Source organism: Paraburkholderia youngii, from assembly GCF_013366925.1.
Taxonomy (GTDB): Bacteria; Pseudomonadota; Gammaproteobacteria; order Burkholderiales; family Burkholderiaceae; genus Paraburkholderia; species Paraburkholderia youngii.
Map to the genome: position 1 here is coordinate 5,749,809 of NZ_JAALDK010000001.1, position 12,126 is coordinate 5,761,934.

General features: G+C 64.8%; 12 protein-coding genes. 3 read left to right on the forward strand and 9 right to left on the reverse strand.

From position 1 onward, the window contains the following. Positions 1 to 7 precede the first annotated feature (7 nt). From G5S42_RS26215 to G5S42_RS26250, 8 genes are all read right to left on the reverse strand, one after another. A complete protein-coding gene (locus tag G5S42_RS26215; RefSeq protein ID WP_176109401.1) occupies positions 8 to 865 on the reverse strand; it encodes a lysophospholipid acyltransferase family protein in 858 nt (285 codons plus the stop codon). A gap of 38 nt (positions 866 to 903) precedes the next feature. Beyond that, a complete protein-coding gene (locus G5S42_RS26220; protein ID WP_176109402.1) occupies positions 904 to 2,184 on the reverse strand; it encodes a dihydroorotase in 1,281 nt (426 codons plus the stop codon). Positions 2,185 to 2,244: 60 nt separating this feature from the next. Beyond that, complete coding sequence (locus G5S42_RS26225; RefSeq protein WP_008920711.1) at positions 2,245 to 3,270, reverse strand: aspartate carbamoyltransferase catalytic subunit; 1,026 nt, start codon at positions 3,268 to 3,270, stop codon at positions 2,245 to 2,247. A gap of 63 nt (positions 3,271 to 3,333) precedes the next feature. Further along, positions 3,334 to 3,873: a bifunctional pyr operon transcriptional regulator/uracil phosphoribosyltransferase PyrR gene (pyrR, locus tag G5S42_RS26230; RefSeq protein ID WP_176109403.1), complete on the reverse strand. Its 540-nt coding sequence runs from the start codon at positions 3,871 to 3,873 to the stop codon at positions 3,334 to 3,336. Then, positions 3,860 to 4,300, reverse strand: coding sequence for a Holliday junction resolvase RuvX (ruvX, locus tag G5S42_RS26235; protein ID WP_176109404.1), 441 nt, complete (start codon positions 4,298 to 4,300; stop codon positions 3,860 to 3,862). The genes pyrR and ruvX overlap by 14 nt, the downstream gene beginning before the upstream one ends. Positions 4,301 to 4,310: 10 nt before the next feature. Then, positions 4,311 to 4,889: a YqgE/AlgH family protein gene (locus tag G5S42_RS26240; protein ID WP_013088593.1), complete on the reverse strand. Its 579-nt coding sequence runs from the start codon at positions 4,887 to 4,889 to the stop codon at positions 4,311 to 4,313. A 308-nt stretch (positions 4,890 to 5,197) separates the two neighbouring features. Continuing rightward, the gene (locus G5S42_RS26245) at positions 5,198 to 6,604 is read right to left on the reverse strand and encodes a FimL-related protein (RefSeq protein WP_176109405.1); all 1,407 of its coding nucleotides are present in this window, start codon (positions 6,602 to 6,604) and stop codon (positions 5,198 to 5,200) included. A 296-nt stretch (positions 6,605 to 6,900) separates the two neighbouring features. Next, positions 6,901 to 7,071, reverse strand: a complete 171-nt coding sequence (locus tag G5S42_RS26250; RefSeq protein ID WP_006047743.1) for a rubredoxin — start codon at positions 7,069 to 7,071, stop codon at positions 6,901 to 6,903. 299 nt (positions 7,072 to 7,370) lie between these two features. Between G5S42_RS26250 and G5S42_RS26255 the strand changes: the two genes are divergently transcribed. The 3 genes from G5S42_RS26255 to cysC all read left to right on the forward strand — a co-directional run bounded on the left by G5S42_RS26255 (position 7,371) and on the right by cysC (position 10,278). Continuing rightward, positions 7,371 to 8,231, forward strand: coding sequence for a hydroxymethylpyrimidine/phosphomethylpyrimidine kinase (locus G5S42_RS26255; RefSeq protein ID WP_176109406.1), 861 nt, complete (start codon positions 7,371 to 7,373; stop codon positions 8,229 to 8,231). 170 nt (positions 8,232 to 8,401) lie between these two features. Further along, positions 8,402 to 9,613, forward strand: a complete 1,212-nt coding sequence (locus G5S42_RS26260) for a chondroitin 4-O-sulfotransferase (RefSeq protein ID WP_176109407.1) — start codon at positions 8,402 to 8,404, stop codon at positions 9,611 to 9,613. Between the two features lie 26 nt (positions 9,614 to 9,639). After that, positions 9,640 to 10,278, forward strand: coding sequence for an adenylyl-sulfate kinase (gene cysC, locus G5S42_RS26265; RefSeq protein WP_176109408.1), 639 nt, complete (start codon positions 9,640 to 9,642; stop codon positions 10,276 to 10,278). A gap of 203 nt (positions 10,279 to 10,481) precedes the next feature. Here the strand turns inward: cysC and groL are convergent, their stop codons facing one another. Next, positions 10,482 to 12,122: a chaperonin GroEL gene (gene groL / locus G5S42_RS26270; protein WP_176109409.1), complete on the reverse strand. Its 1,641-nt coding sequence runs from the start codon at positions 12,120 to 12,122 to the stop codon at positions 10,482 to 10,484. Positions 12,123 to 12,126: the final 4 nt, after the last annotated feature.

Genomic DNA, 12,126 nt, shown 5'->3' on the forward strand with positions numbered 1-12,126 from the left:
CCGCCGCTCAGGCCGAGCGGCGCGGCTGATCGACGGGCTCGATCAGCGTTTCCGGCGTCTCGGCGGCGTCGCTCGACGACGCGGCAGCTACCACGTCGCCTTCTTGCGCGACCGTCCCCGCCACTGCGTTGCCGGCCTGCATGTCCCGCAACGCGTTCGCCACCACGTTCTGAGCCTGCGCCGCGAGCATCCGCCGGTCAGCGTTCGGTGCGAGCGGTGCGCCGACATAGACGTGAGCGGTTAGCGGACCGCCACGCAACAGCATGTCGAGCGAGTCGGACAACGAGACATCGTCGATATACGCGGGTGCGGTCGACTGCCGGCCCTGCGCATCCTCGTACATGATGCACAGCGGCTGCACCGGCACACCGGCCGACACCGCCGCCTGAAACATGTTCGCGTGAAACGGCAGCAACTCGAGCCCGTTCGACGTCGTGCCTTCGGGGAACACGCACATCAGTTCACCCGCACTGAGGCGATCGGCGAGTTCGTGCATGATCCGCTTCGCGTCGCTGCGCTTCTCGCGCTGGATGAACACCGTGTCGAGCTGCTGCGCGAGCCAGCCGACCACCGGCCATTGACGGATCTCCGCCTTCGAAACGAACGGCGTCGGCCGCCACGCGTTGATCACGTAGATGTCGATCCACGAGATGTGATTGGCGACGACGAGCGCGCCTCGATCGAGCCGCACCGCATCGTTATGCACGACAAGGCGCATGCCGCACAGCCGCAGCATCTTCAGCGACCACGCGCGATTGAGCGCGTGACGCCGCTCGGCGCTCGCGTTCGGAAAGCGCGTCGCGACGGTCCACATGCCGTGCAGCAGATGCGTGATGAGACGGATCTTGCGTAACGCGAGCTTCATGGGCGGGGCTTTCCTTGACTGGACCGAGACGATGCCGCTCAGCGCTGCTCGTACGCGAACTGACCCGACACGACGGTCGCGCGCACCTGCGCCGGCAGCTCGTAGCCGAGGAACGGCGTGTTGTGCCCCTGGCTCTTCAGCGCGCGCGGCTCGACGCGCCAGTGAGCATGACGGTCGAACACGCAGAGGTCGGCCGCCGCGCCGACCGCGATACGGCCAGCCGCTTCGAGGCCGAGCACCTGCGCCGGCGCCGCGGTGATGCGATTGAGCGCGCTCGCGAGCGGCACGCCCGCTTCGTCGGCCCACTTGACCGTCAGCGACAGGAACAGTTCGAGGCCGGTTGCGCCCGGTGTCGCTTCGGCGAACGGCAGCAGTTTTTCGTCGTCGTCGACCGGCGTGTGCGCCGAGCAGATCGCGTCGATCGTGCCGTCGACGAGGCCTGCGCGGATCGCTTCGCGATCGCGCTGCTGACGCAGCGGCGGATCGAGCCGGAACTGCGCGTCGAAATAGCCGATGTCGAGGTCGATCAGATGCACGTGGTTCACGGTGACGTCGCACGACACCGGCAGGCCTTCGGCCTTTGCCGCGCGCACGAGCGCGACGCCCGCCGCCGACGACACATGCGACACATGCACGCGCGCGCCGGTCACGCGCACGAGTTCGAAGATCGTATGCAGCGCGATCGTTTCGGCCGACACCGGCACGCCCGACAAACCGAGCCGCGACGCCAGCGCTCCGCTCGCGGCGACGCCGCCCTTGCCGAGGTACGCATCGACGGGACGCAGCCACACGGTGAAGCCATAGGTCTTCGCGTATTGCAGCGCGCGCATCAGCACCTGGGTATCGACGATCGGCGTATCGGCCTGCGAGAAGCCGACGCAGCCCGCCTCGGTCAGCTGGACCATCTCGGTGATGACCTGTCCCTTCAGACCGACCGTCAGCGCGCCGAGCGGATACACGTGCGCCTTGTTCAGATTGCGCGCGCGGAACTTCAGCATTTCGACGAGGCCCGGTTCGTCGAGCGTCGGATCGGTGTCCGGCGGACATACGAGGCTCGTCACGCCGCCCGCGAGCGCCGCGGCCATTTCCGAGCCGAGCGTCGCCTTGTGCTCGTAGCCCGGCTCGCGCAAACGCGCGCACAGGTCGACGAGACCCGGCGCGATCGACAGTCCGTGGGCGTTAAGCGTGCGCTCCGCCTGGAAGCCGGCCGGCGCTTGGCCGAGAGCGGCGATCTTGCCCGCCTCGATAAAAATATCCTGCTGCTGTTCGGTGCCCGCTGCCGGATCGATCAGCGTGCCGCCTTGAATATGAATCTTCATGCGCTGCCTTTGTTAAACCTGTGGTTCAGCCTGTGCTTCGGCTTCCTGATGAGTCGCTGCTTAATCGTTGTTACCCGCGACGATCCCCATCACCGCCATGCGCACCGCGATACCGAACGTCACCTGATTCAGGATCACCGATTGCGGGCCGTCCGCGACCTGCGAGTCGATCTCGACGCCGCGGTTCATCGGACCGGGGTGCATCACGATCGCATCCGGGGCGGCGAGCGCGAGACGCTCGGGCGTCAGCCCCCAGCTCTTGAAGTACTCCTGCGACGACGGCAGCAACGCGCCGCTCATGCGTTCGTTCTGCAGGCGCAGCATGATGATGACGTCGACGTCCTTCAGCCCTTCGTCGAGGTTGTGGAACACGCGCACGCCCATCTGTTCGAGGCCGCCCGGCAGCAGCGTGCGCGGACCGATCGCGCGCACTTCGGGCACGCCGAGCGTAGTCAGCGCATGAATGTCCGAGCGCGCGACGCGCGAATGCAGGATGTCGCCAACGATCGCCACGCGCAGCTTCGTGAAGTCTTTCTTGTAGTGGCGGATCGTGTACATGTCGAGCAGACCCTGCGTCGGGTGCGCGTGACGGCCGTCGCCGGCGTTGATCACGTGCACGTGCGGCGCGCAATGCTGCGCGATCAGGAACGGCGCACCGCTCGACGCATGACGCACGACGAACAGATCCGCGTGCATCGCCGACAGGTTGTTGATCGTGTCGAGCAGCGATTCGCCCTTGCTCGTCGACGACGCGTTGATGTTCAGATTCAGCACGTCGGCCGACAGCCGCGTGGCCGCGATCTCGAACGTGGTACGGGTGCGCGTCGAGTTCTCGAAGAACAGGTTGAACACCGACTTGCCGCGCAACAGCGGCACCTTCTTCACTTCGCGGTCGGTCACGCTGACGAACTGGTCGGCGGTCTCGAGAATGTGATTGACGATGGCCTTCGGCAAGCCCTCGATCGACAGCAGATGCTTGAGCTCGCCGTTCTTCGTGAGCTGCGGGTTGCCCTTCAGGAAGCCGTAGCGGAAGCGCTCGGATGCGCTAGCGGAGGAATCTTGCGGAGCCTGGGTGGCGGTGTTCATGATGTACCTGCTTCAAATACGGGCTTCAACGTGATCGAGGTCGGCGCGTTGCTCGCGCAAGTTTCAATCAACGCGTGCTTCAGTGTGAAAAGAGAACCGCTGGCCGCCCCCGCCGTCGTCTTCGTGGGCCAGCACGAGCGTCGCGTCGGCCGGCACGTCGACCACGCCGCCGACGAAGCGCGCCGCCACCGGCAACTCGCGTCCGCCGCGATCGGCGAGCACCGCGAGTTCGACCGACGCCGGCCGGCCATAGTCATACAGCTCGTTCACCGCCGCGCGAATCGTGCGGCCGGTGTACAGCACGTCGTCGACCAGCACGATGCGGCTGCCATCGACCGCGAACGGCAGCGAGGTCGGGCTCGCCTGCGCGTGCAGCCCTTTCTTCGCGTAGTCGTCGCGATGCAGCGCGACGTTCACCACGCCGAAGCTCGGCAGGTTCAGGTCGCGCGCGAGCCGCTCGGCGAGCCATGCGCCGCCGCTATGGATACCCGCGAGCACCGCCGCCTGGGCGCCGTCGTGCGCTGCCGCGAGCTGCTCGCCATAGGCCGCGCGAATCTGGTCGAGCAACGCGCGATACAGCGCTTCGGCGTCAATGGAACTCATGATCGTCGGAAAGTCCGTCAAGATATTGCTGGAGGATGATGCTCGCGGCTTCGGCATCGAGCATGTCGATGCGGGCGTTGCCGGCGCGGATTTGCGCCTCGGCCTCGACCGACGAGTAGCGCTCGTCGACCCACGTGACCGGCAGATTGAAGCGGCCGTTCAGCTGGTTGCCGAAGCGCTTCGCGAGCTGCGTGCGCTCGTGCGGTGTGCCGTCGGGGTGCATCGGCAGGCCGACCACCAGCGCATCGGGCTTCCATTCGGCGATCAGCTTGCCGAGCGCTTCGAAACGGTACTCCTTGCTGCGGTTCTGCACGACGACGAGCGGCCGCGCGCGGCGCGTCAGCGAATTGCCGACCGCCACGCCGATGCGTTTCACGCCGTAGTCGAACGCAAGCAGCGTCGCCTCACGTCCGGCCGGCAGATTCATGCGCGGCCCCTCATGCGTGCCCGGCCTCGCCCGACAGCATCGACAGCGACACGCCGAGCAGCGCGAGCGCCGCTTCGAGACGATCTTCGGCCGGCACGTCGAAGACGATCTTCGGATCGGCCTCGACCGTCAGCCAGCCGTTCTTCGAGATTTCGTCTTCGAGCTGACCGGCGCCCCAGCCGGCGTGGCCGAGCGTCAGCAGGAAACGCTCCGGACCGTTGCCGCTCGCGACGGCCTCGAGCACGTCTTTCGAGGTGGTCATTTCGAGCCCGCCCGGCACCGACATCGACGACGTGTACGCGCTGCCGCCTTTCGGATCGTGCAGCACGAAGCCGCGCTCGGTTTGCACCGGGCCGCCGAAATACACGGGAACATGGAGAAGAGGTTCGATCTCCAGCTTCAGATCGATGCGATTGAAGAGCGCTTCCAGGTCGATATCGGTCGGCCGGTTGATCACGAGGCCGAGCGCGCCGCGCTCACTGTGATCGCAAAGGTAGACCACCGTTCCTGAAAACGTCGGATCGGCCATGTTCGGCATGGCGATCAGGAACTGGTTGGTCAGATTGATGCGATCGGTACTCTTGGACATAGTTCGGATTTTAGCAAAGACGATGCGCGATGGCGGGCTGCTTTGAGCATTGCAACGCGTTGGGTTGCACGCGACGTGCGGCGTCATCGACGCCGGATCAAGTTCCACTCTATCACGCGCGCGACTCGCGCCATGCCGCGATCAGGCGCCGAAACACCGCGTAGAACGGCAGGTTCGACGCGTGTCGCGAAGTAGCGGGATTGTGACTCGTCAAAATGGGTTTCAGCGGATTCGGCGCGCGTCGGTCGAGGCGTTGCGGACGCAATTCGCGCGCCACGTCGCGCGTTTGGTTCGGCCTGGCTTGCGCTTCACGCGCCGCCCTGCTCGATCGCGCGCGTGAGCGTGGTGAGCGCCGCCTGCGTGAAGCTGCCGCCGGCCGGCCCAACGCCCGCGGCGACTTTGTGCAGCGACGCGCGCAACGCCTCGGCGGCCTGCTCGAGCGTGTCGGCCGCCGGCGCGCCGACGATCACGTGTACGCGCACCGCCGGCGTCGCGACGGCCGCATGCGCACGACGCCGCCATGCGAGCCCGAGGGCATCGGCGAGCAGCGCCACATGACCGAGGCCGAGCGCGCAGGCGGCCGAGCCGAGCCGGTAGGCGGCGTCGCCCGCCTGCAGTGCTTCGCTCGGGTCGGCTTTCTCCGGCTGATCGGCCGCGCGGGCATGCGCGGCGAGCGCCTCGATCGACGCTTCGGCGGTCTGCAGGAAATCTTCGTACGCGTTCGCGTTGACACTCAGCACGCCGAGATCGCGCGTGTGCGGCAGCGACTGCACCTCGAGCGCGCGCGCCTCCCACAGCGCTTCCGACGACTGCGTGCCGGCGACGTGCCAGTCGACGGTCAAGCCGTAATCGTGCAGCACCTCGACCTGGTCGGCGTCCTGGGCGGCCGCGCCGAACAGCGCGTAGTCGCGCCACAGCAGCGCGAGCGTCGCGCGCACCAGCGAACGCGGCGCGCGCTCGATGCCGCGCGCGTGATCGGCGAGCGCCAGGTTGCAGCGCGCGTAAAAGCGCCGTGCTTCGATATCGCGAATTGCGTGGCCGCGCGCGCGCAGCGCCTTCGCGCAGGCGCGAGCGAGCCGCCAGAAGTCGTAGGGATCGGGGCCGGCGAGTTCGGTGAACACGGCGTCGAGCTCGTCGAGCGCGGCGTTCGTGACCGCAAGCGCCACCGCGCTACCCGTGTCGGCCTGCGAGCGCAGCACCGGCAGCAGAGCGCGCTCGTAGCGCGCCCGCAGATGTGCCAGCTGATCGGCCGATTGAGCGTGCAGCGACGCCGGGGGCACCGGCCGCGCGCACAGCGCGAGCTCTTCGAACGCGACGGCGGAGCCCGGCGTGGGTTCGACGAGTTGCGCGCACAGCTCGCGGTAATGGTTGAACAGCGTCGGCGAGCAGCTGAGCTCGCGCAGATTGTGACGTTCGAGCGCCGCGCGGAAGTCGCGCAGCGCCGCGCCGAACACAGGCCGGGCGCTTTGCGCTTCGGCCGACTCATCGCTCGCGAGTGGCGAGAGCCGCACCAGCGCGTCGGCGAAACGCTGCGCGCTGAGCCAGCCCGCCGTGCGCAAGGCATGCGACGCACGCAGCAGCGCGGCACCGCTCTCGTGGCGCTGCTCGAACGCGAGCGACGCCTCGGCGAGCGCCAGTTCCGCCGGGCGGACCGCGCCGCCGCGCGGGTTCGGCAGTGCATCGATGGAAACGGGTGCTGCGGATCGAGGAGTCATGGGCAGGCGACACGAAGCTGACGGCGCCGTCGCTTCGCGCCGCGTGCCGAGTGAGCGGCCACCGCGCGAACCGGCGACAGGACAATGACAGACTACCGTTGCGACACGACGCGTCCGGCGATGTTCCGCGCCAGCGCGCTCAGACAGGCGCCGGGCGCGCCGGACGCATCAAGCGATTGCAGCAATTGTGCGGTGGCGACACCGCTCACTTTCGGGATTGAAGCTCAGGGTTCAGGTTCGGGAGCGAACCTCGGGACACCGTTTTGGGGCCGAAGCTTCCGGGGGCTTGCCGTGCTTCAGATCTGGACCATTTCGAAGTCTTCCTTGCGCGCTCCGCACTCGGGACACGTCCAGTTGATGGGCACGTCTTCCCAGCGCGTGCCCGGCGCAATGCCTTCGTCGGGCAAGCCGGCCTCTTCGTCGTAAATCCAGCCGCAAATCAGGCACATCCAGCTTTGATATTCCATTCTTTTGTCGCGTCGTTGAGTCCGGGGAAAACGGGAGCCATGATGGTACCGTGTTGGCGCCCCCATGCCTAGCAATCGAAAACGCGCAACCGCAGCGTGGACCGGCCTTCGGCGGGGCGCCCGCGCGCCGTGCCAGCGCCGCTTGCGGCGTCTTGCCACGCGTTGGGCGGGCGCCAGCGACACGGTAGAGTGGGCCCTCGGGCAAGCCGCGCGAAAAAACGCCCTGTCAACGGTTTAGGCCGCATAATTGAGCCAATTGCGCACTGTGCGCCGAAATCCTGCTTTTCTTATCCATTTTCATGCCCAGCGACACGCCTCCGATCGTCCTCACCTTCGGTCTCTCCGATCCCACTGGCGGCTCCGGCCTGCAGGCGGACCTGATGACACTTGCCAGCATGGGCTGCCACGGCGTATCCGTGCTCACGGGCTATACCGTGCGCGACTCGGCGAGCTGCGATGAAGTCACCGGCCTCGACCCTGACATCGTCGCGACGCAGGCGCGCATGCTGCTCGAGGACATGCCGATCGCCGCCTTCAAGGTCGGCGCGTGCACGCGCGCCGAGGTGGTCAGCGCGATCGCGGAAGTGGTTGCCGACTACGACGATGTCCCGCTGATCCTCGCCCCGGACTTCACGCTCGACGACGAACACGTGCTCGCCGCCGACGAACTGCGCGAAGCGATCGCCGATCTGCTCGCCCCGCAAACCACGCTGCTGGTCGCCGACTCGTCGACGCTGCTCGCGCTTGCGCAGCCCGACGGCGACGCGGAGGCGCCGAGCCTCGACGCCGCGATCTCGCATCTGCTGTCGCAGGGCTGCGAGTACATTCTGTCGACCGAAACCGGCACGCACCGGCTCGTCAACACGCTCTTCAGCGAGGACGGCCAGTTGCGTCAGGACTTGTGGGACCGTGCGCCCCATCGGCTGACGGGCCTGACCGATACGCTTGGCGCGGCGATCGCCGCGCTGCTCGCCAACGGCCAGGAGCCCGCGGAAGCGGTGCGCGAAAGCCAGGAGTATCTGTATCAGGCGGTGCGCAATGCGTTCCGGCCTGGCATGGGGGCGTACATGCCCGATCGTTTCTTCTGGGCACGCAGCAGCGACGACGAGACCCCGCCGGCCCAAGGCAAGGGCGCAGCGCCCGGGGAAGCGCGACACTGACCTCGTCATTCATCGGTATCGACTAGAAACCCGCTATTAGGCGGGTTTTTTCATTTAGTGCGTCTTTCGCGCCAATGTAACCAGACGTGTTCCTGCGTAATTAAACGTTACAACGTCAATGACACCTTTTGTCTAGACTTTACGCATCACTGACAGCCATATGTCCCCACATGTCTTTCCCAACCTTTTTTATCCATCCACCGAAATGCGGCGGTTCTACCGTGATTTCGTGCTTTGATTTGAATAAAGGTAATGATCAATTCATTAGCTTTGTTTGGGATCAGGATGGGTGGGGAAACTGTCGCGCGAAGCTTCTCGAGACACAAGTCGGCGGTGGACATCATCCGTTTGGGATTCATCGGGTGATGAAACATCCGGTCAACTACTGCACGATCCTGCGCGATCCGCTCGCGCGCCACATCTCTCACTACCGGTATGCCGCGAACGGCAAGAACGGCCAAATCATGCGCGGAGTCAGCGTGTCGACGCCGGAGGCTATGGCGCTTCAAGGTGTGCTATCGCTCGACGAGTGGGTCAGCGAATCGCTCGGCGGCCGGAACCTGTTCGTGCAGATGCTGAGCGGCGAACCGGCGGTCAACGAAGCGTCCCTCGCCGTCGCGCAAATCCATTTGCGCGAACATATCGGTACCGTCGGCGTCTGCGAGGACATGAGCGAATTCTTACTGAGGTTGTGCGGTTCGACCGGAATGAAATTACCGTTCTGCTTCGAAGCGAACCGCATTAATGGCAAACCGAATGGCACAGCACTGTTAAGCGAAGCAGCAAGACAGAAATTTATCGATGACAATAGCCTTGATTACGAGCTGTTTCGCGATGCCAATCGCATCGTCGAAGCTTATGCCAAAGAGTCGGGCAGCGTCTTTTCGAATGCGCTTGAATTGGTCCGCGTGATCCAGGCAGAAATAAATCGGCTCGAGAATCCGCACATTTATAGCGCAACGGTTCTGGGCATCGACGGCTCATTCCTGTCGCGCGTGCATGAGGTGATCCGCCGCTTCGATCTGACGCCGATCGATACTTATCTGGAGTTCGCGCAAAGCCAGCGGCGTCCGCTAGCCGACCTGTTCGACGGCTTCGTCGACACGGTGGGGGACGGTGTAGTGCGCGGCTGGGCCGTCAACTTGAGCAGACCAGAGCGGCAAGTGCCGCTCGAAGTGCGGATCGGCGCGCAGATCGTCGCAACCGGCCTCAGCGGCGAGCCGCGGCCCGATGTGGCAAGCGCCGGCTATCCGAGTTCGAACAGCGGATTTTCGATTGCGCTGCCAGACGGCATCCCAGAAGGCTTTTGCGTTACGATCGCGGATTCCACGGAACGCCTGCACAACGCTGGCACGTGGCGACAAGGCTGGCACTGCGAGTGAGCCAAAGGAGTCAGGAGAACTTATACATGAAAGAGCCGCCCATCTTCGTGCAACGCTTCACCGGCAAGATCGCGGCGCAGGACCGCATGCGCATATTCGATCAGACGCCCGCCACGATCTGGCTGACCGGCCTGTCCGGCGCCGGTAAATCGACACTGGCGTTCGCGCTCGAAGAGCGGCTAATCGCGCTCGGTCATGCCTGCTATGTGCTCGACGGCGATAACATCCGCCACGGTCTGGCGAGCGACCTGGGCTTCGAGCGCGACGACCGGCGCGAAAACATCCGCCGCGTCGCGCACGTCGCCCAGTTGATGAACGATGCGGGTTTGATCGTGATTACCGCGCTGATTTCACCGCTACGCGAAGACCGCGCAATGGCGCGCGAGATCATCGGAGCCGACAAGTTCGTCGAAACCTACGTGTCCGCCTCGCTCGCCACCTGCGCAAGCCGCGATCCCAAAGGTCTTTACGCGAAAGCGAGGTCTGGCGAGATCAGCTCGTTCACCGGCGTATCAGCGCCCTATGAAGCACCGCTCGATCCTGACCTGCACGTCGAAACCGGAACGCTGAGCCCCGCGCAAAGCGTCGCGCAGATTTTCCACTACCTGCGCGAAAAGTGTCTCGGAAGATCGGTTCAGCGTACGGCTCACGTCGCGGGCGCCTGATCGGGACAAAGGGCGTCCGGAAGCGCTTGCTGGCCGCCACATCAACGCCGGCTCCAAACGAAAAAACCCGCCTGAGCGGGTTTTTTCGTTTGAGGAAACGCCTCGCGGCGCACTCCCCCACATGATCTTCCAAGCGGGCCTCGTCCGTGATCCAGACGCGCGGCAGTTCAACCACGCGGCCGGACCACGAGGCCCGAGCGGAATTACATGTCCATGCCCATGCCGCCCATGCCGCCGGGCATGCCGCCAGGCATCGGAGCTTCTTCCTTCGGCAGTTCGCAGACAGCTGCGTCGGTCGTCAGCAGCAGGCCAGCAACCGAAGCTGCGTTTTGCAGCGCCGTGCGCGTCACCTTCGTCGGGTCCACGACACCTGCGTCAACCAGGTCGACGTACTCGCCGGTCGCTGCGTTGTAGCCGTAGTTGCCCTTGCCAGCAGCAACCGCTGCCACGACGACGCTCGCTTCTTCGCCACCGTTGGTGACGATCTGGCGCAGCGGCTCTTCCATTGCGCGCAGAACGATCTTGATACCTGCGTCCTGATCGGCGTTAGCACCCTTCAGGCCAGCGATCGCCGTACGCGCACGGATCAGCGCGACGCCGCCGCCAGCGACGATGCCTTCTTCCACAGCTGCGCGCGTTGCGTGCAGTGCGTCTTCGACACGTGCCTTCTTTTCCTTCATTTCGACTTCGGTCGCAGCACCGACCTTGATCACTGCAACGCCGCCTGCCAGCTTGGCAACGCGTTCTTGCAGCTTTTCACGGTCGTAGTCCGAGGTCGCTTCTTCGATTTGCTTGCGCACTTGCTTGACGCGAGCTTCGATGTTCGCTGCTTCGCCAGCGCCGTCGATGATCGTGGTGTTTTCCTTGCCCACTTCGATACGCTTCGCCTGGCCCAGTTCAGCCAGCGTTGCCTTCTCGAGCGTGAGGCCGGTTTCTTCTGCGATGACCTGGCCGCCGGTCAGGATCGCGATGTCTTCCAGCATCGCCTTACGACGATCGCCGAAGCCCGGTGCCTTCACAGCAACGGTCTTCAGGATGCCGCGGATGTTGTTGACGACCAGCGTTGCGAGCGCTTCGCCTTCGACGTCTTCAGCGATGATCAGCAGCGGACGGCCAGCCTTCGCGACTTGTTCCAGAACCGGCAGCAGATCACGGATGTTCGACACCTTCTTGTCGTGCAGCAGCACGAACGGGTTGTCGAGCACGGCAACTTGCTTGTCCGGGTTGTTGATGAAGTACGGCGACAGGTAGCCGCGGTCGAATTGCATACCTTCGACGACGTCCAGCTCGTCTTGCAGCGATTTGCCGTCTTCGACGGTGATCACGCCTTCCTTGCCGACCTTGTCCATTGCTTCAGCGATGCGCTCGCCGATCGACGAATCGCTGTTCGCCGAGATCGCGCCAACCTGGGCGATTTCCTTGTTGGTCGTGCACGGCTTGCTGATCTTGCGCAGTTCTTCGATTGCGGCTGCAACAGCCTTGTCGATGCCGCGCTTCAGGTCCATCGGGTTCATGCCCGATGCGACGTACTTCATGCCTTCGCGGACGATCGATTGCGCGAGAACCGTAGCGGTCGTCGTGCCGTCGCCTGCGTTGTCGCTGGTCTTGGAAGCGACTTCCTTGACCATTTGCGCGCCCATGTTCTGGAGCTTGTCTTTCAGTTCGATCTCTTTTGCGACCGACACACCGTCCTTGGTGACCGTCGGGCCGCCGAAGCTGCGCTCGAGGACCACGTTGCGGCCCTTCGGACCCAGCGTGACCTTCACGGCGTTGGCGAGAATGTTCACGCCTTCGACCATCTTGGCACGGGCGGAATCACCGAATACGACGTCTTTAGCTGCCATCTTC

Excerpts from the sequence above, each read along its gene's own strand:
- G5S42_RS26215 (WP_176109401.1), bottom strand. The coding sequence starts at position 865 with ATGAAGCTCGCGTTACGCAAGATCCGTCTCATCACGCATCTGCTGCAC.
- G5S42_RS26220 (WP_176109402.1), bottom strand. The coding sequence starts at position 2,184 with ATGAAGATTCATATTCAAGGCGGCACGCTGATCGATCCGGCAGCGGGC.
- G5S42_RS26225 (WP_008920711.1), bottom strand. The coding sequence starts at position 3,270 with ATGAACACCGCCACCCAGGCTCCGCAAGATTCCTCCGCTAGCGCATCC.
- pyrR (WP_176109403.1), bottom strand. The coding sequence starts at position 3,873 with ATGAGTTCCATTGACGCCGAAGCGCTGTATCGCGCGTTGCTCGACCAG.
- ruvX (WP_176109404.1), bottom strand. The coding sequence starts at position 4,300 with ATGAATCTGCCGGCCGGACGTGAGGCGACGCTGCTTGCGTTCGACTAC.
- G5S42_RS26240 (WP_013088593.1), bottom strand. The coding sequence starts at position 4,889 with ATGTCCAAGAGTACCGATCGCATCAATCTGACCAACCAGTTCCTGATC.
- G5S42_RS26245 (WP_176109405.1), bottom strand. The coding sequence starts at position 6,604 with ATGACTCCTCGATCCGCAGCACCCGTTTCCATCGATGCACTGCCGAAC.
- G5S42_RS26250 (WP_006047743.1), bottom strand. The coding sequence starts at position 7,071 with ATGGAATATCAAAGCTGGATGTGCCTGATTTGCGGCTGGATTTACGAC.
- G5S42_RS26255 (WP_176109406.1), top strand. The coding sequence starts at position 7,371 with ATGCCCAGCGACACGCCTCCGATCGTCCTCACCTTCGGTCTCTCCGAT.
- G5S42_RS26260 (WP_176109407.1), top strand. The coding sequence starts at position 8,402 with ATGTCTTTCCCAACCTTTTTTATCCATCCACCGAAATGCGGCGGTTCT.
- cysC (WP_176109408.1), top strand. The coding sequence starts at position 9,640 with ATGAAAGAGCCGCCCATCTTCGTGCAACGCTTCACCGGCAAGATCGCG.
- groL (WP_176109409.1), bottom strand. The coding sequence starts at position 12,122 with ATGGCAGCTAAAGACGTCGTATTCGGTGATTCCGCCCGTGCCAAGATG.